The organism is Streptomyces sp. NPDC018833 (assembly GCF_044390825.1).
Taxonomy (GTDB): Bacteria; Actinomycetota; Actinomycetes; order Streptomycetales; family Streptomycetaceae; genus Streptomyces.
On record NZ_JBIRZM010000018.1, the window covers coordinates 89,361 to 107,576 of the forward strand.

At 70.9% G+C, this 18,216-nt stretch carries 11 protein-coding genes; 2 read left to right on the forward strand and 9 right to left on the reverse strand.

Features of this window, described 5'->3' with window-relative positions; all coding sequences use genetic code 11:
* Nucleotides 1–111: 111 nt before the first annotated feature.
* The 5 genes from ACH5AF_RS29355 to ACH5AF_RS29375 form a co-directional block, all read right to left on the reverse strand.
* A complete protein-coding gene (locus tag ACH5AF_RS29355) occupies nt 112–2,082 on the reverse strand; it encodes an ATP-dependent DNA helicase (RefSeq protein WP_398905723.1) in 1,971 nt (656 codons plus the stop codon).
* Between the two features lie 53 nt (nt 2,083–2,135).
* Nucleotides 2,136–3,896, reverse strand: coding sequence for an IucA/IucC family protein (locus ACH5AF_RS29360; RefSeq protein WP_398905814.1), 1,761 nt, complete (start codon nt 3,894–3,896; stop codon nt 2,136–2,138).
* 346 nt (nt 3,897–4,242) lie between these two features.
* Nucleotides 4,243–5,004, reverse strand: coding sequence for a GNAT family N-acetyltransferase (locus ACH5AF_RS29365; protein WP_398905724.1), 762 nt, complete (start codon nt 5,002–5,004; stop codon nt 4,243–4,245).
* A 66-nt stretch (nt 5,005–5,070) separates the two neighbouring features.
* The gene (locus tag ACH5AF_RS29370; RefSeq protein ID WP_398905726.1) at nt 5,071–7,011 is read right to left on the reverse strand and encodes an IucA/IucC family protein; all 1,941 of its coding nucleotides are present in this window, start codon (nt 7,009–7,011) and stop codon (nt 5,071–5,073) included.
* A gap of 28 nt (nt 7,012–7,039) precedes the next feature.
* Entirely contained in the window at nt 7,040–8,413 is a 1,374-nt protein-coding gene (locus tag ACH5AF_RS29375; RefSeq protein ID WP_398905728.1) for a diaminobutyrate--2-oxoglutarate transaminase family protein, read from the reverse strand.
* 337 nt (nt 8,414–8,750) lie between these two features.
* Between ACH5AF_RS29375 and ACH5AF_RS29380 the strand changes: the two genes are divergently transcribed.
* Nucleotides 8,751–9,926 carry a trypsin-like serine peptidase gene (locus ACH5AF_RS29380; protein ID WP_398905729.1) on the forward strand — a complete coding sequence of 392 codons (1,176 nt, stop codon included), beginning with the start codon at nt 8,751–8,753 and terminating at the stop codon, nt 9,924–9,926.
* Between the two features lie 386 nt (nt 9,927–10,312).
* The gene (locus ACH5AF_RS29385) at nt 10,313–11,488 is read left to right on the forward strand and encodes a trypsin-like serine peptidase (RefSeq protein WP_398905731.1); all 1,176 of its coding nucleotides are present in this window, start codon (nt 10,313–10,315) and stop codon (nt 11,486–11,488) included.
* 123 nt (nt 11,489–11,611) lie between these two features.
* On the opposite strand, the gene hflX is transcribed toward ACH5AF_RS29385, so the two are convergent.
* The 4 genes from hflX to dapF all read right to left on the reverse strand — a co-directional run bounded on the left by hflX (nt 11,612) and on the right by dapF (nt 17,957).
* On the reverse strand, nt 11,612–13,102 hold the full coding sequence (gene hflX / locus ACH5AF_RS29390; protein WP_398905732.1) for a GTPase HflX: 1,491 nt from the start codon (nt 13,100–13,102) through the stop codon (nt 11,612–11,614).
* Between the two features lie 171 nt (nt 13,103–13,273).
* Nucleotides 13,274–14,749, reverse strand: coding sequence for a M1 family metallopeptidase (locus tag ACH5AF_RS29395; RefSeq protein WP_398905734.1), 1,476 nt, complete (start codon nt 14,747–14,749; stop codon nt 13,274–13,276).
* 76 nt (nt 14,750–14,825) lie between these two features.
* Nucleotides 14,826–16,904: a RelA/SpoT family protein gene (locus ACH5AF_RS29400; RefSeq protein WP_398905736.1), complete on the reverse strand. Its 2,079-nt coding sequence runs from the start codon at nt 16,902–16,904 to the stop codon at nt 14,826–14,828.
* Nucleotides 16,905–17,042: 138 nt separating this feature from the next.
* Complete coding sequence (gene dapF / locus ACH5AF_RS29405) at nt 17,043–17,957, reverse strand: diaminopimelate epimerase (RefSeq protein WP_398905738.1); 915 nt, start codon at nt 17,955–17,957, stop codon at nt 17,043–17,045.
* Nucleotides 17,958–18,216: the final 259 nt, after the last annotated feature.

The window sequence follows — 18,216 nt, forward strand, 5'->3', positions numbered from 1 at the left end:
GGCGGAAACGCGTGGCCCCGGCGGAACGCACGCGGTCGCAGGGCGGGGCAGGCGGGACGGGACGCACGCGGTCGCCGGGCGGGGCAGGGCGGGACGCACGCGGTCGCCGGGCTACCTGCCGTCCGCCTTGGCCGCCGCGTCGATGGCCGCCAGCGACCGGCGCACCTGATTGCGGTCCGTCGTGTACCAGAAATCGGGCAGAGAAGCCCGCAGATAGCTGCTGTACCGCGCGTTGGCCAGCCTGGGGTCCAGCACGGCGACAACGCCACGATCGCCCGTGGCACGCACCAGACGGCCGGCGCCCTGCGCCATGAGGAGGGCCGCATGCGTCGCGGCGACGGCCATGAAGCCGTTGCCGCCGGCTTCCTCCACCGCCTTCTGCCGCGCGCTCATCAGCGGGTCGTCGGGCCGCGGGAACGGGATGCGGTCCATGACCACCAGCTGGCACCCGGGGCCCGGTACATCGACGCCCTGCCAGAGGGAGAGCGTGCCGAAGAGGCAGGTCTCCGGATCGGCGGCGAAATTTTTGATCAACTCGCCGAGCGTCTCCTCGCCCTGCAGCAGGATCGGCGTGTCGAGCCGCCCCCTCAATTCCTCGGCGGCGGCCTGGGCGGCCCGCATGGAGGAGAACAACCCGAGGGTGCGTCCGCCGGCGGCCTCCACCAGCTCGGCCAGCTCGTCCATCATGTCGCCGCGCGAACCTTCACGGCCCGGCGTCGCGAGGTGCCGTGCGACGTAGAGGATGCCCTGCTTGGGGTAGTCGAAGGGCGAACCGACGTCGAGGCCCTTCCACTGCGGCACCTCCTCCCCGCCGGTGCCCTCCGGGGCGAGCCCCAGAGATGCCCCCACGCCGTTGAAGTCGCCGCCCAGCTTGAGGGTCGCGGAGGTGAGCACCACCGAGCGCTCCGAGAACAGCTTCTCGCGCAGCAGCCCCGAGACGGACAGGGGCGCCACACGCAGCGAAGCGCCGAAGCGGTCGTGCCGCTCGTACCAGACGACGTCGTACTCGGAGCCCTGGGTGATGCGCTCGGCGACGGCGTGGATGTTCTCCACGGAGGCGAGCGCCTGCTTGCGCACGGCGTCCTCGTCCTGGACCGACTTGTCCCGGGTGGAGCCGATCGCGCTGATCACCGTCCGTGCGGCGTCACGCAGCGCCATGAGCGCGTAGCCCAGGTCCTCCGGGATGTCCTCGAGGCGGCCCGGCAGCGCCAGTTCCATCACGCGCTCGAACGTCTCCGAGGCGGTCTGGAGCGCGTCCGCCGCCTTCTCGTTGACCAGTTTCGCCGCGCGGCGCACAGCACGGTTGACCTGGCCCGGGGTGAGCTCGCCGGTGGCGACACCGGTCACGCGCGAGACCAGTTCGTGCGCCTCGTCGACGATCAGCACCTCGTGCTGCGGCAGGACCGGCGCTCCTTCGATGGCGTCGATCGCGAGCAGCGCGTGATTGGTGACCACCACGTCGGCGAGCTTCGCCCGCTCCCTGGCCATCTCGGCGAAGCACTCGGCGCCGTATGCGCACTTGGACGCCCCGAGGCATTCGCGGGAGGAGACGGAGACCTGGCTCCAGGCCCGGTCGGAGACACCAGGCGTGAGATCGTCGCGGTCACCCGTCTCGGTCTCGTCCGCCCAGTCCCGCATGCGCAGCAGGTCCTGGCCGAGCTTGCTCGTCGGCGCGGCGGCCTCGAACTGGTCGAAGAGACCCTCCTCCTCGTCCTGCGGCGCACCCTCGTGCAGACGGTGCAGGCAGAGGTAGTTGGAACGGCCCTTGAGCATGGCGAACTCGGGCCGCCGGCGCAGCAGGGGGTGCAGCGCGTCGACGGTGCGCGGAAGATCACGCTCCACCAGCTGGCGCTGCAGCGCGAGGGTGGCGGTGGCGACAACCACCCTCTCCCCATGGGCAAGCGCCGGGACCAGATATCCCAGGGACTTTCCGGTGCCGGTGCCGGCCTGCACCAGAAGGTGGGAATTGTCGTCGACGGCCTCGGCGACGGCCTTGGCCATGGTGACCTGGCCTGGCCGTTCCACCCCGCCGACGGCGGTGACGGCGGCGTGGAGGAGCTCGGGGAGGGATGGCTTCGTCATAGCTCGACCAGCCTACGGGGCACCACTGACACCACGATCACCCATCGCGCGCATCAGGCCATGCCGAGCGGGTTGGGCACGGTGCCGTGCACGGCGGCGTGGGGGCGGTCGGGCCGGTCGCGGTAACCGTCGAGATGAAGCCTGTTGCGGTTCAGGCACAACCGCTCGATACGTTCCGTGAGCAGATCGAACAGCTCGTAACGCTCCTTGAGCTCGGGGAAGCGGGCCTGATACCGGAGGATCTCCGCCTTTACGAGCGAGAAGAACGCCGCCTCGGCGACTCCGAGCTGATCCTCGAAGAGCGGGGCGAGATAGCGGAAGACACCCACGAAGAGACCTGAGTGGATGAACTGGGTGAGGAAACCGGGCCCCTCGGTCAGCAGGATCCGCCGCACCTCGTCCGGCATCGAGGCGTGCTCGGGCAGCGGCCGGGCACTGATGTTGACGTCGTCGACGAAGTCCTTGATCGCCAACCGCACCGGAACGTCGTGCTCGTCGTAGACGACGATCGCGTTCTCCCCGTGCGGGGAGAAGACCGTCCCGTAGCGGTAGAGGAAGTGCAGCAGCGGAGGCAGGAGAGCGGCGAACAGCCTCTGGAGCCAGACCTCCGGCCCGAGTCCCGACCGCTCGACCAGCTCGGCGGCGAAGGCGCGGCCCCGCGGATCGGTGTGGAGCAGTGACGCGAGGGTGCGGGCCCGCTCGCCCGGGTCCAGGCGCGGCCCGAGCGGCTCGCGCCAGATGGCGCCGAGCAGTTCCTTGTACTGGTAGGGCACATCGTCGAGGCGGTCGTAGAGGGGATGCTCGACGGTGACCGAGGCGACCTCTCCGAGAAGGACCACCCGGCAGTCGTCACGGAGGAACGGGTCGGCGTCCCGCAGTCCCTGCACCCACGCGGTGACGGCCGGAGCGGCGAGGGTCCGTTCCGTGGGCAGTCCGCGCCACACCAGTGTGTTGAGGATGGACAGCGGCAGTTTGACCGTGTGCCGATCGGGGCGGTCGACGTTCACGAACGTGCGGATGGACTGCTGGGGCAGCCGGAGATCGCCGTCCTCGGTCAGCGGGACGATCTCCTGCCGGGCGATCGCCGGTGCGTACAGCGGCAATAGCACCTCGTCCCACTGCCAGGGGTGTACGGGCAGGAAGAGGTACGCCGCCGGATCAAGCCCTCTGGCGCGCAGTGCGGCGTGGAATGCGGCGCGCACGGAGTCGTCGAGTTCGCGGTGATAGAGGTCGTCCGGTGTGGCGAGGTGCGCGACGCCCCGGTACCGGGCGAGTGCGGTGCCGACGGCGATCCACGGCAGGGAAGCGGGGCGGCGTGCCTCGGGTGACCAGCGGGCGGCGTCGCGTGCCGAGAATCCGATGCGGCCCTTGTTGAGGACGAGCCACGGATGTCCGGTCTGGTGTCCCTCGAGTTCGGCGTAGCCGAGGTCGGCCAGCTCGGCGGCCGTGACCGCGTTGTGGGCGAGCGCGGTGTCGGCGGTGAGGGTGAGGGAGAGCTCGCGCAGCAGGTGGCCGAGGGTGGCCCCGTCGAGGGCGAGGGTGTCCTTCGCCCGGGCGAGGAAGGCGAGCGGGTCCGAGAAGGGCTGCCCGCCCCACTCGACGGAGCCGACCTCCACGCGCCAGCTTCCGTAGGCACCGCGCCGTGCCAGGAAGGTCAGGTCTCCGCGGTCGTCGACGGTGAGGACGTAGCGCCGGCTCGGTGCGGGGCATGTGAGCTCGCCGGGGTGGGCGCTGTGGGGGACACCGGCCGAGTCCGCCTGCTGTTCGACGATCTTCGGCTCGATGATCTCCTCGTAGGCGAACTCGCCGAGCATCTTGGCCAGCAGTCGGGCGGCGGCCCGCTCCCAGCTGTCCCGGTCGAGGCCGGGCGGCACACACGGGCCGGACAGCGACGGCCCCGGCGCCGGTCCGGCGGATTCGGCGCGTGCGGCTTGTGCGGCGCCTGCGGCTTGTGCGGCGCCGATGCGTTCCGTCGAAGGCGTGGCGCGGGTCGAGGCGGTGGACTCTGCCGAAGCGGACGAGTCCGTCGAAGCGGTGGGTTCGATCCAGGCGGTGTTCTCGGTCGAGGCGGTGGAGTCGTGGCTGGCAGGGGGCTTCGGCACGGGGACTCCTCGAGTGGAACCGATGCGGTTCGAGCGGTGCAGGAACGCAGCGAGCCGGTCACAGCAGGTGCCGCAGATCGCGCTCGCGGACCATGAGCGCGGCTCGCTTGTCGGGTAGGTCGGCTTCCCCGAACAAGCGGAAGCCGGCGGTGAGGAAGGCGGACACGGAGGGGGTGTTGCGCAGGTCGGGTTCAGCGACGACGCGTGCGCAGCGGGGGCGGCGGTCGAGTACGAGGTCGGAAACGGTTCTGAGGAGTACGGACCCCAGTCCCCGTCCGCGGTCGGCCACGCCGCCGAGGAGGAGATGGATGCCGGTGTCGTGCGGGCGGGCCGGATAGTGACGGGCCAGGGGATCGAGGTCGGCACGGTAGATCTCGAAGTAGCTCATGGGTGTGCCGTCGAGTACGCCGAGGCAGGGGATGCTGCTGCCGTCTCCGTCGCACTGGCCGCGCAGGTGCGCGGCCGTGACGGACTCGGGTCCGGCCAGTCCCCAGAAGGCGGCAACGGCCGGGTCGTTCATCCAGCGGGTGATCAGTGCAACGTCCCGGTCCGGACGTACGGGAACGAGGCGGAACTCACCGGCGGGGGTGCTCACGGGGCCCCAGTCCGCCGGGGTGTCCAACAGGTCTGCCGGGGCGCCCAAGGGGTCCTGGGCGGAGGCCGGGAGCTGCTTCGCGCGCGAGGTGCTGCTGTGGGCGTCCTGGTGGAAGAGCGCGCGGAACTCGTCGGGCAGGCGCAGATGGAGGGTGGCCTCCGGGCCTGAGCCGGGCGGGGAGGCCTCTTCCGCACGGATGTCGGTCGTGGCTTCGGGGTGTGGCACGGCGACGGTCTCCTCTCGTCGTTCGGACGGCGTCACGGTGTCGGCGTTCGGTGATCCGCACGCTTCTCAGGACACGAGAGGGTTGGCGATGGTGACGTAGACGGACTGGGTGTCGACAGGGCCGACGAGTTCGTCGAGGCCGTGCAGGCGGGTGAGCAGGTTGGCCTTGGACCGCAGCGTCGGGGCTTCGAGGAGCAGAGTCGGCAGCGGCGAGCCGAGAGAGGCATGGGTGGCCAGGAAGCGCCGGAAGGCGGCGAGTAGGACCCCTTCGTCGGCGAGGCGCTGCGCTCCGAAGGCGCCGATCAGGCCGAGCACATTGTTGATGCCGAGGTAGTACGCGAAGCGCTCGTCCGTGACGTCGTCGGCGACGAACGTGTCGCTCGCGCCGCCGATGCCCGGGAGGCGGTGCTCGAGCGCGTCGCGGTGGGACTGGCGGAAGTAGTAGCCCTGGTTGTCCCGGTAGCGGCCTCCTACGGGCCAGCCTTCGGGGTCGAGGAGTACCAGCGTGTTCTGCTGGTGCGCTTCGAGCGCGATGCCCGCGGTGGCGTCGAGCCAGAGCACCGGGCGTACGACCTGGTCGAGGTAGCGCAGGAGCCACTCCACCGCCACCGCGGTGACGGGCCGGCCGGTGCGGGCGGCGAGGCGCTCGACCGTGTCGGAGAGTCGCGAGTGCGTGCCGGTGCGGCCGGGCCACGGCCGGGGGGACGTCAGGGCCGCGACGCAGACGGCGTCGTCGCCGTGGCGAAAGGGGTTGTGGCGCAGCATGACGTCGAGCCCCGGGACGGGTTCTCCGTCCGGGGTGTCCACGGCGAGCCATGCGGGGTCGCGCACGATGTCGAACCCGGGGTGGGCGGCCCGCCACTGCTCGGCGAGTCCGGCGCGGAGGAGACGGTGCACCTCCACACCGCGGTGGAGCTCCTTGCGGAGGTTCTCCCGGCGGGAGTTGGTGATGCGCAGTCCCAGGGACAGTTTGAGCATGGTGGGTGCCCCGGGGCGGTGCACGGTGCGGACGGAGGAGGTGGGGTGCCAATCGGCTCCGTGCGGGCCGAGGGCGTGGAGGAGACCGGCGTCCAGGAGCGCGGCCACGGCGGGCCGGTGGCACAGGTCTCGTGCCTGCCAGGGATGCAGGGGCAGCGCGGCGCAGTCGCCGGGGACCTGGAGGTCACCGGCGAGGCGGGAGGTGAGCTGCTCGGCGGCGAGCGTGCGGCCCTGCTCGGTCCAGGCCGAGTCACCGGCGAGGACGGAGCGGTCGACTGCCAGCCAGTGCAGGGGGAAGGCGCCGTACAACTCGGGTGAGTAGAGACGGGACTCGGCGTCGGACAGTCCCTCGCGGCTCTTGGGCGTGGGGTGCAGCGGGTGGCCGAGCAGGAGGGACTGTTCGGCGGAGAGGAAGAGGTCCGCAGCCTCGGGGGCGGCGGGGAGCCTGCGCCGGTGAGCGATGAACTGCGCGGTGCGCTGTACGGAATCGGCGACACGGCCGACGAGATCGGCCGCTTCGGCGCCGCCGGCTTCCCTGCCGAGGAGCGCGGCGACGGTCACCGCGTCGGCGGTGGTGGCATCGCGGGGGCTGCTCTCCAGGGACGGCAGCCCGAATCGGTGCCAACCGGTGGCCGACCAGTAACGGACGGGGACCAGCAGCGCGGTTCCGCTGGCGTGGAGCGGGATGCGCAGGGTAGTGCCGTCGGGCGCGGCAAGGTTGTTCTCGCGCACCCAGCAGCGGAGCAGGTTCTCGATCGCGGCGGCATCGGCCGCACGGCGGGGATCCTGGTGGTCGAGGTGATCCGCCGCATGTCGGGGATCCGGATGGTCGAGGTGATCCGCCGCTTCGGGAGCCGTCGGCAACCGCCGGGCCGGGCCGGGGGTTTCGTCGTCGAGGCCCCCGCCCTGCTGGCGCGGCACCGTCGCCGCCTCGGCCGTGAGCGGTCCGCCCACGGCGACGTGGGGGAGGTGTGCGGCGGTGGGGCGGCCGTGGGCCTCGGGCACTTCGGGTGCGGGGGTGGGGTTCACGGAGGCTTCCTTGTGACGGTGTCCGGGGTCAGTACGACTGCCCGCTGTCGGTGCGGCGTCGAGTGGAGCGTTCGGCGGCGGCCAATGCGTCCGCGAAGCGGTCGAGGACGGCCACGGCCTGTTCGTCGGTGAGGGTGAGTGGAGGAAGGAGACGGACGACTGCGGAGTGTCGTCCGCCGAGTTCGACGATGAGGCCGCGGTTCAGGCACTCGCGCTGCACGGTCGCGGCGAGTTCGGGAGCGGGCGGTGGGACGATCGCGTCGGGGGCGGTGGAGTCGGGGTCCACCAGTTCCACGCCGATCATCAGGCCCCGGCCCCGCACATCTCCGATGCACGGGTGGGCGGCGGCCAGGCCCTGCAGACGGGACAGCATGCGGGCGCCGAGGGTGGCGGCCCGGTCGGCGAGGCGGTTCTCGCGTACGTACGCGAGTGTGGCCGCCCCGGCGGCCATCGCGAGCTGGTTGCCGCGGAACGTCCCGGCGTGCGCCCCCGGTTGCCAGGTGTCGAGCTCGGACCGGTAGAGGATGACCGCCAGCGGGAGCGAGCCGCCGATGGCCTTGGACAGCACCATGACGTCGGGCACGATGCCGCTGTGCTCGACGGCCCAGAAGGTGCCGGTGCGTCCGACACCCGTCTGCACCTCGTCGGCGATCAGCGGGATGGAGCGGGCGGAGGTGATCCGGCGCATCCGGCGCAGCCACTCGTCGGGTGCCGGGATCACTCCGCCCTCGCCCTGTACGGGTTCGAGGATCATTCCGGCGGGTGCGGGCGTTCCGCCCTTGGGGTCGTCGAGGAGGTTCTCGGTCCAGCGTGCGGTGAGTTCGGCCCCGCGTTCGCCGCCGATACCGAAGGGGCAGCGGTAGTCGTGCGGGTAGGGCAGCCGTGTCACGCGCACGCCGGTGGCGCCGCCCGATGCGTCGAGAGCGCCGGCCGTCATGCCGTGGTACGCACCGGTGAAGGCGAGGATCCCGCTGCGGCCCGTCGCGGTGCGGACCAGTTTCAGTGCCGCCTCGACGGCGTCGGTGCCCGCCGGCCCACAGAACTGGATCCGGGCGTCGGCGGCGAACTGCGGTGGGAGGGTGGCGAACAGCTCCGTGGTGAAAGCGTCCTTGACGGGTGTGGCCAGGTCCAGGATGTGCAGCGGCGCACCGGAGTCGAGGACCTTCCTGATGGCTTCGAGGACGACGGGGTGGTTGTGCCCGAGCGCGAGGGTGCCGGCTCCGGAGAGGCAGTCGAGGTAGCGGTGGCCGTCGGCGCCCTCGATCGTCAGCCCCCGGGCGCGTACGGGAACGATGGGCAGTGAACGCGCATAGGTGCGGGCGGCCGATTCGCGCAGCGACTGCCGGCGCAGGATGCCCTCGTGGGCGGCCGGGGTGGTCGGGGCAGGTTCGGTCACGGCCACGGCTGTTGGTCCTCCCGCTGTCACGGTTGCGTCTCCCATGGGTACGGCTCCGGGCCCGCGACCGCTCGGCGTCGAGGCCGCCCTCCGTGTCCCCCGCCCGTACCAACGACGCGGCGGGCCGGGGATCACGGCCGGGAGGAAGATCCTTGCGCGGGCGGAACCGCGGACCTGGTGCACGCCGTCCCCAACGGCACCGGCATAGTGGGGGCCGCACCCGGCGGCGGGATACACCGGGGCGGCGGCGGGCCCGGTCCGTCGCCAAAAGTACCGACATTGCCGACAGTTGCCTGAAGTTCAGACAGAAACAGCAGCACCGAAGTCCCAGGGGGATCACGAGATGCGACCCATTCGCCCGACGCTTGCAGCGGCGTCCCTTGCCGCCGTACTGGCGCTGGCTGCCACCGCCTGCGGTCCGAACGAGGACACCGCGGGCGACAAGCCGAGTACCCCGGCCAGTCAGACCGCCGACGACAAGATCACGATTCCGGACGATCTCAAGGACCGGCTCAAGGAGCACGGGATCGACCTGGACAAGTGGAGGAACGGCGAGTGGAAGAACTGGGACAGGGACAAGTGGCTCCGTGAGGCCAAGGACTACGTCAACCCGATCATCGAGGACCTGTGGGACCCCGACCGGATGCGCGATGCCGACAAGCCGCCGGCGAAGCCCGTCGACCCGGACATCTCGGGTGACGAGGGTGTCACCGACCCGACGCCGAAGCCCGTCGACGCCGTGCCGGTGAAGGCCCCGTACCACGCGAGCGCCGCCGAGGCGGGCAAGGTCTTCTTCGACGGCCCGCAGGGCTCGATGGTCTGCTCCGCCACCGTGGTGAAGGACCCGGCCAACCCGGGCAAGTCGAACATGGTGTGGACGGCCGGCCACTGCGTCCACGCCGGCAAGAGCGGCGGCTGGTACCGCAACATCGCCTTCGTCCCGGCCTACAACGACAGCGCCAAGCCCACCTCGGAGCTGGAGAAGGCCCCGAAGGAGGAGATCGCTCCGTACGGCGTGTGGTGGGGCGACTGGGCCCAGACGTCCGAGCAGTGGATCGCCCAGGGCGCCGCGACCGGTGGCCAGGGTGCGCCGTACGACTTCGCGGTCATCCACGTCACCCCGGAGAAGGGCAGCACGGGCAAGTCGCTGGAGGAGACGGTCGGCGCCGCGCTGCCGGTCGATTTCAACGCCCCGGCGGTACCGGACATCGCGAGCATGACGGCGACCGGCTACCCGGCGGCTCCGCCGTACGACGGCCAGAAGCTGTTCCAGTGCGCCGACAAGCCGGGCCGGCTCTCCCTGAAGGCCGAGGAGCCGACGATGTACCGCATCGGATGCACGATGACCGGCGGTTCCTCCGGTGGCGGCTGGGTGGCCGAGGGGCAGGACGGCAAGCCTGCCCTGGTGTCCAACACCTCCATCGGCCCGGTGACGGCCGGCTGGCTGGCGGGTCCGCGCCTCGGCAAGGAGGCCGAGGGCGTCTACACGGCGGTCAGCAAGAAGTTCGCGGGGCAGTGACCGGGGATGCCCGCGTCGCGTGACGAAGCCGTCGCGGGACAGAGCCGCCTCCGGCGGAGCCGCCCCTTGACAGAGCCTCGCGCGACGGAGCCGCCGTGTGAGGGACCGAAGGCGTGAGTGAGAGCAGGGGCGTTCGGCCGTGTGAGGCCGGGCGCCCCTTACTGATCACGTGGAGACTCCGTGGAGTTGCCCACCGGCCTCAACTGCACTCCTGCGCACCGGCTTAGAGTGGTGCCGCACCCGCGGCGGCTCCGGAAGGCCGCCGCCTTTTCGCATGACACGCCCATGGCAAGTACGCAGTGCACCTGCCTCGACGTGTCGCATCAGGCGCAGGTGCACCCGCGTTCATGGCACATTTCGCACGCATTTCAGGGGGAATCGTTACCATGCGATCCATACGTCCGCTGCTGGCTGCCGCCGGCCTCGTCTCGGCTCTCGCGCTGACGGCGACCGCCTGCGGACCCGGCGAGGACCAGGCTGCCGACAAGCCCGCCGCCTCCGCGGCAGGCGCAGGCGACGGCGGCGCAGACGCCGCACTTCCCGCCGACCTGGCCGACAAGCTCAAGGAGCACGGTGTCGACCTCGACCAGTGGAAGAACGGCGAGTGGAAGAACTGGGAGAAGGACAAGTGGCTGCGTGAGGCCAAGGACTTCGTCAACCCGGTGATCGAGGGTCTGTGGGAGCCCCAGCGGATGACGACGGCCAAGGCACCGGCCAAGACGCTCGCCGCCGGCGACATCTCCGGTGACCAGGATGTCACCGACCCGGAGCCGCGCCCGGTGCGGGCCGAGGCGGAGAAGAAGCCTTACCACAAGAACGCCGCGCCGGTCGGCAAGGTGTTCTTCGACGCCCCCGAGGGCTCGATGGTCTGTTCGGCGACGGTCGTCAAGGACCCGAAGAACCCGGGCCGGTCGAACCTTGTCTGGACCGCCGGTCATTGCGTCCACGCGGGCAAGGCCGGCGGCTGGTACCGCAACATCGCCTTCGTCCCGGCCTACAACGACAAGGGCAAGTCCCCCGCCGCGCTGGAGAAGGCACAGCCCCAGGAGATCGCCCCGTACGGCGTCTACTGGGCTGACTGGGTCGCCACCTCGGGCGAGTGGATCGACCAGGGCGGTCCCACCGGCGGCACCGGTGCCCCCTACGACTACGCCGTGATGCATGTGAAGCCGGAGCGGGGCTCCAAGTCCCTGGAGGAGACGGTGGGCGCCGCCCTCGACGTCGACTTCGAGGCTCCTGAGGCGAAGAGCATCGACACGATGGGCGCGTGGGGCTACCCGGCGGCGCCGCCGTACAACGGCGCGATCATGCACAAGTGCCTGGACCGGCCCGGCCGGCTCTCCATCGCCCCCGGCACGCCGACGATGTGGCGCATCGGCTGCACCATGACGGGCGGCTCCTCGGGCGGCGGCTGGTTCGTCCGGCAGCCCGGCGGCAAGACGGTGCTCGTCTCCAACACGTCGATAGGCCCGGTCACTTCGGGCTGGCTGGCCGGCCCGCGGCTGGACCGCGGGGCGCAGCAGATCTTCTCGATGATGAGCGACAAGTTCGCGGGCCGGTAGGTCCTTCGAGTACCGGCTGGACAACGCGGAAGGCCCGCCTCCTTGAGGGAGGCGGGCCTTCCGTTTCGTTCCGGGGACCGCTGGCGCCGGCCCGCTTCGGGACCGCTCTACCGCTGTGCCGCGTCAGCGGGTCGCCGGTGTGTAGGGAGCCAGTGCGGAGGCCAGCTCCTCATGGACCCGCGCCTTGAGCAGGGTGCCCTCCGTGGTGTGCTCCTCGGAGATGACCTCGCCCTCGGCGTGCGCGCGGGAGACGAGCCCGCCCCGGGTGTACGGGACGAGGGCCTCGATCTCGACCTCCGGCCGGGGCAGTTCGGCGTCGATGAGCTCCAGCAGGTCTCCGATGCCCGCACCGGTGCGGGCTGAGACGGCGATGGCGTGCCGCTCGATGCGGAGCAGTCTCTGCAGCATCAGCGGATCGGCCGCGTCCGCCTTGTTGATCACGACGATCTCGGGCACGTCCAGCGCGCCCACGTCGCGGATCACCTCGCGCACGGCAGCCAACTGCTCCTCCGGAGCCGGGTGCGAACCGTCCACCACGTGCAGGATCAGGTCGGAGTCGCCGACCTCCTCCATCGTGGAGCGGAACGCCTCGACCAGGTGGTGCGGCAGGTGCCGGACGAATCCGACGGTGTCGGCGAGGGTGTAGAGACGGCCGCCCGGGGTCTCCGCTCGTCGGACGGTCGGGTCCAGGGTGGCGAACAGTGCGTTCTCCACCAGCACGCCGGCGCCGGTGAGGCGATTGAGCAGGGACGATTTGCCGGCGTTGGTGTAACCGGCGATCGCGACCGACGGCACCTTGTTGCGGCGGCGCTCCTGGCGCTTGATCTCGCGGCCGGTCTTCATCTCCGCGATCTCTCGGCGCATCTTCGCCATCTTCTCGCGGATCCGTCGCCGATCCGTCTCGATCTTGGTCTCACCGGGGCCTCGGGTGGCCATGCCGCCACCGCCGCCGCCACCCATCTGCCGGGACAGCGACTGACCCCAGCCGCGCAGCCTGGGCAGCATGTACTGCATCTGCGCCAGGGCGACCTGCGCCTTGCCCTCTCGGGACTTGGCGTGCTGGGCGAAGATGTCGAGGATCAAGGCGGTGCGGTCCACCACCTTGACCTTGACGACGTCCTCGAGGTGGATGAGTTGGCCGGGGCTGAGCTCACCGTCGCAGACGACGGTGTCGGCTCCGGTTTCGAGCACGATGTCGCGCAGCTCGCTCGCCTTGCCCGATCCGATGTAAGTGGCCGGGTCGGGCTTGTCGCGCCGCTGGATGACGCCGTCGAGCACCAGTGCGCCCGCGGTCTCGGCGAGCGCGGCGAGTTCCGCGAGGGAGTTCTCGGCGTCCTGCACCGTCCCCGAGGTCCACACACCGACCAGCACGACGCGCTCCAGGCGCAGCTGCCGGTACTCGACCTCGGTGACGTCTTCGAGCTCGGTGGAGAGGCCCGCCACGCGCCGCAGAGCGGCCCGCTCGGAGCGGTCGAACTGATCACCGTCCCGCTCGGTGTCGATCTCGTAGCTCCAGGCGACGTCCTCTTCCATCAGGGCATCGGCCCGAAGGCTCTCGGTGCGCGTCTCCGCGAAGCTCTGCTCGTCCTGGGAAGGGGAAGAAGAGGAGGTCATTGGATCCTTACGTCGATGGAAAGAGCGGATGCGGGCGGCGTGCCCACAAGGGCAGTGTGCCCTGGTTTCACCAGTCACAACGTGTGACGGCCCCGGAAGATTCCCCTAGGGGTTCCCGGGCCCGGCAGCGTCGCCGGTCTCTTGAATGGTCCCACGGGCCTGCCGGGGCAGTCACGCCGGTTTTTCGGCGGTCGGCGCCGGCTTCGGGGCCACGCTGCGCCAGTCCGGGTGGCCCGGCATGGCCGGTGTCTTCTTCCCGTAAAGCCAGTCGTCGAAGAATCCGCTGAGGTCACGCCCCGCGACGCGGGATGCGAGCTGGGTGAACTCCTTCGTGCTCGCCGTGGCGTCGCGGTATCGGGTGACCCACTCCCGCTCCAGCCGGGTGAACGCGGCCTCGCCGATCGTCTTCCGCAGGGCGTACAGGACGAGGGCACTGCCGTCGTAGACCACCGGCCGGAAGAGACCGAGCTTCTGCCCCGGCGCCGGCGCCCGTGGTGCCGCGGGTGGTCCGCCGGCCGCGCGCCAGCCGTCGGACAGCCGGTAGGCCTGCCGCATCCGCTCGACCAGCGGCTGCTTCGCCTTCTCCTCGGCGTACAGCGCCTGGTACCAGGTGGCGTGCCCCTCGTTGAGCCACAGGTCGGACCAGGTACGGGGCGACACACTGTTGCCGAACCAGTGGTGAGCCAGTTCATGGACCATGACCGAGTCGACGTACCACTCGGGGTAGGCGGCGTCGGTGAACAGGGACCGCTCGAAGAGCGACAGCGTCTGGGTCTCCAGCTCGAAACCGGTGGAGGCGTCGGCGACCAGCAGGCCGTACGTCTCAAAGGGGTAGGCGCCGACCTTGTCCTCCATCCACCGCAGGTGGCCGGGGGTCTTCTTCAGCCAGGGTTCGAGTCGGGCCTTGTCTGCGACGGGGACGACGTCGCGGATGGGCACGCCGTGCGGGCCCTGCCGCTCGACGACGGCGGAACGGCCGATGGCGACCTGGGCGAGTTCGGAGGCCATGGGATGGCCGGTCCGATAGACCCAGGAGGTGCTGGTGCCGTTCCGGGAACGGGCCACCCGCTGACCGTTGGCGACAGCTGTCAGGTTGTCGGGGGTGGTGACACGGAAGGTGAAGTACGCCTTGTCCGCGGGGTGGTCGTTGCAGGGGAAGACGCGATGGGCCGCGTCGGCCTGGTTGGCCATCACCAGTCCGTCGCCGGTGCGCACCCAGCCGCCGGCGGTCTTGGGCCCGCGCGGGTCGCTGGTGTGCGTGACGGTGATCCGCAGGTTCGATCCGGCGGCGACGGTCGTCGTGGGCTCGACGACGAGGTCCTCACCGGCGGACGCGAACTCGGCGGGTCTGCCGTTGACCTCGACGGAGCGGACCGTGCCATGGCTGAAGTCGAGGTTGACCCGGTCGAGACGCTCGTGCGTCAACGCGTCGATCCTGGTGACGGCGTCCAGGGGTTCGGTGTTGCTGCCTGTGTAGGTGAGGGCGATGTCGTAAGCGATGACGTCGTAACCGGGGTTGCCCAGCTGGGGGAACAGCCGGTCGCCGATCCCGAGGGCGGTGGGTTCGGGCAGTGTCGCGGCGACGAGGGTGGCCGATGCTGCGGCCATCAGCAGGGCACGCAGGCGGCGTCGGGGAGTGTGCGGCATGCCCTACCGCTACCAGCGCGCCGCTGGGCGGCCGGGACGGCACGCGACGGCGGGTCGCGTCCCCACCCGAACGAGGTCAGGTGGTCGAGGCCGGATGCTGGGTCCTGCTGACGTCGTACACGCCCGGAACGTCGCGCATGGCGCGCATCAAGGCGGGAAGACCGGCGGCGTCTGGGAGTTGCAGGGTATACGTGTGCCGTACGCGCTGCTGGCTCGGCGGTTCGACCGTGGCCGAGACGATGGCCGCGCCCTCGCCGGCGATGACCTCGGTGAGGTCGGCGAGCAGCCGGGGCCGGCCGAACGATTCGGCGACCAGGGTGACCCGGCACTCGGCACCGTCGCCCCAGCGCACGGTCACCGGCGCGCGGCCGGCGCTTTCCATCCGGGCCACCGCGGGACATTCCGCACGGTGGACGGTCACCGCGCCCCCGCGAACGGCGAAGCCGGTGACGGTGTCGGGCGGGACCGGTGTACAGCAGCCGGCGAGCCGTACCGTCGCACCCGGAAGGTCGACGACAGCGTTCACCGAGGCCGGCCGGTCGGCCGCACGTGGGGCGGGGTGCCGGGGAGCGGCGGCCTGGGCGCTCACGCCCTCGGGGTGGGCTTCGAGCCAGCCGCTGATGGCGATCCGTGCGGCGGGGGTACGGGCGTGGTCGAGCCAGTCCGGTGAGGGGCCGGAGGAGGCGTCCTGGGCGAGCAGGACGTGCACGGTGTCGCCGTCGTTGAGCTGGGTGCTCAGGGTCGCCAGTCGGCCGTTGACGCGGGCGCCGATGCAGGCGTGCGCCGCCTCGCCGTACTGGGCGTAGGCCGCGTCGACGCAGGTGGCACCGGCCGGCAGGCCGAGCGCCCGGCCGTCGGCCCGGAAGACGGTGATCTCCTTGTCCTGCGCCAGGTCCGCGCGCAGGGAGGTCCAGAAGGTGTCCGGGTCGGGTGTGGACTGCTGCCATTCGAGGAGACGGGACAGCCAGCCGGGTCTCGTCGGATCCGCACGCTCGCCGTCGGGCGGCTCCGCGCCCTCGGTCGGCACGTACGGATTTCCGAGCGCGACCACCCCGGCCTCGGCCACCCGGTGCATCTGGTGGGTGCGGATGAGGACTTCGGCGACGGCGCCGTCCGGGCCCGCGACGGCCGTGTGCAGCGACTGGTACAGGTTGAACTTGGGGGCGGCGATGAAGTCCTTGAACTCGGAGATCACCGGGGTGAAGCAGGTGTGCAGCTCGCCGAGCACCCCGTAGCAGTCGGCGTCCTCGGCGACGAGGACGAGCAGACGCCCGAAGTCGGTGCTGCGCAGCTCGGAACGCTTGAGGCAGACACGGTGCACGGACACGAAGTGTCTAGGTCTGATGAGGACTTCGGCGGTGATACCGGCGTCGCGCAGCACGGTCCGGAATTCCTCCGCGTTGGCGGCGAGTGCGTTGCACGCCGTGGCGTTCTCGGCGATGAGGGCGCGCGTGCGCTCGTACTCCTCGGGGTGCAGGATCGCGAAGACCAGATCCTCCAGTTCGGTCTTCAGCGCCTGCACACCGAGCCGCTCGGCGAGGGGGATGAGGACGTCACGGGTCACCTTGGCGATGCGCGCCTGCTTCTCGGGGCGCATGACGCCGAGGGTGCGCATGTTGTGCAGCCGGTCGGCGAGTTTGATCGACATCACGCGGACGTCGTTGCCGGTGGCGACGAGCATCTTGCGGAACGTCTCCGGTTCGGCGGCGGCACCGTAGTCGACCTTCTCGAGTTTGGTGACACCGTCGACAAGGTAGGCAACCTCGGCGCCGAACTCGGCCTTCACCTGGTCGAGCGTCACCTCGGTGTCCTCGACGGTGTCGTGCAGCAGCGACGCCGTCAACGTCGTGGTCTCGGCGCCCAGTTCGGCGAGGATGAGCGTGACGGCGAGGGGATGGGTGATGTACGGCTCACCACTCTTGCGGAACTGCCCGCGGTGGGACGACTCCGCCAGCACATACGCCTTGTGCAACTGGGCGAGATCGGCGTCCGGATGGTGCGCGCGGTGCGCGTCGACGACATGTCCGATCGCGTCGGGGAGACGGTCACGGCCGGTGGGGCCCAGCAGCGCGGCGCGGCCGATCCGGCGAAGGTCGATCCTGGGACGGCCGCGCCTGCGGCTGTGGGCACCAGGGTTGGCGGCCTCTGCACTCATGGGCACCTCCGGCTGCTTCGACCGGCGATGGAAGGTCAGATCGTGCCTCCGGGCCGGTGCTTGATGCTACCGAGCCCACCACGTGGCGCAGTCCCGCTCTCGCCCAGCGTGAAACGGATCACCCATTCGAGCGAAGCTCTACGCGAGCACGGTTTCGAGGAGAGCGGGCTCGATGTATCCCTCGGCGACGATCACAGCCGGTCCGGTCATCTCGATCTCCCCATCGGGCCGCTCGGTGATGACGAGACGGCCGCCGGGCACGTCCACCGTGTACGTGACGGGGATGCCGGTGACGGCCGGGTCCACGCCGTCCCTGCGGGCCGCCGCGACGGCGACCGCGCACGCGCCCGTACCGCAGGATCGCGTCTCGCCGGACCCTCGTTCGTGCACGCGCATGGCGACGTGGCGCTCACCGCGGTCGACGACGAACTCCACGTTCACCCCGTCCGGGTAGACCGACGCCGGGCTGAACGGGGGCGCAGAGTACAGATTCCCCGCGTGGTCCAGACGGTCGACGAACGCGACCGCGTGGGGGTTGCCCATGTTCACATTCCGCGCGGGCCAGCTGCGCTCGCCGACCGTGACGGTCACCCCGTCTTCGGGGAGCAGTGCGCGCCCCATGGAGACGGTGATGTCACCCGCGTCGGCTCCGGCGCCGGCCGGCGCCTTGGCGATGTGGACCTTCTTGACGCCGCCGCGGGTCGCCACGGCGATGTCTCCGGCCTCGGCGTGGCCGACACGGTGGAGGTAGCGGGCGAAGACCCGGACGCCGTTTCCGCACATCTCCACGATGGAGCCGTCGGCATTGCGGTAGTCCATGAACCACTCGGCCTCGTCCGCCATGCTCCGGGCCTCTGGATGGGCCGCCGAGCGCACCACGTGCAGCAGCCCGTCACCGCCGATACCGGCCCGGCGGTCGCACAGCCTGGCGACGGCCGCCGCCGACAGGTCGATGCCGTTGTCCGGGTCCGGGACGATCACGAAGTCGTTCTCGGTGCCGTGGCCCTTGAGGAAGGGGATGGGGGAGGTCTGCGAGATGGTCACGCCCACCATCGTACGAGGACGGTCCGACAGCGGGCCGTCCGGTGGATGGGAGGGTACCGGGGCAGGGCCGCGCCGGGCGGCGGGGCGACGGGCTCGGCTCCGGTCGGTCGAGACGCCCTCGGCACGGGCGCACGAGGCGACGGACGCAGATGCGGTGCACTTAGCGGTGCGCTGCACGGGTGCGCGGCACGCACGGATGGACGCGAGAGCGGCGCAGGCGTGACACGGGCGGTGCCGCTCAGCTCGGGCGTACGGGTCCGGTGAGCGC

Excerpts from the sequence above, each read along its gene's own strand:
- ACH5AF_RS29400 (WP_398905736.1), bottom strand. The coding sequence starts at position 16,904 with ATGAGTGCAGAGGCCGCCAACCCTGGTGCCCACAGCCGCAGGCGCGGC.
- ACH5AF_RS29355 (WP_398905723.1), bottom strand. The coding sequence starts at position 2,082 with ATGACGAAGCCATCCCTCCCCGAGCTCCTCCACGCCGCCGTCACCGCC.
- ACH5AF_RS29395 (WP_398905734.1), bottom strand. The coding sequence starts at position 14,749 with ATGCCGCACACTCCCCGACGCCGCCTGCGTGCCCTGCTGATGGCCGCA.
- ACH5AF_RS29360 (WP_398905814.1), bottom strand. The coding sequence starts at position 3,896 with ATGCTCGGCGAGTTCGCCTACGAGGAGATCATCGAGCCGAAGATCGTC.
- ACH5AF_RS29380 (WP_398905729.1), top strand. The coding sequence starts at position 8,751 with ATGCGACCCATTCGCCCGACGCTTGCAGCGGCGTCCCTTGCCGCCGTA.
- ACH5AF_RS29385 (WP_398905731.1), top strand. The coding sequence starts at position 10,313 with ATGCGATCCATACGTCCGCTGCTGGCTGCCGCCGGCCTCGTCTCGGCT.
- dapF (WP_398905738.1), bottom strand. The coding sequence starts at position 17,957 with ATGGTGGGCGTGACCATCTCGCAGACCTCCCCCATCCCCTTCCTCAAG.
- hflX (WP_398905732.1), bottom strand. The coding sequence starts at position 13,102 with ATGACCTCCTCTTCTTCCCCTTCCCAGGACGAGCAGAGCTTCGCGGAG.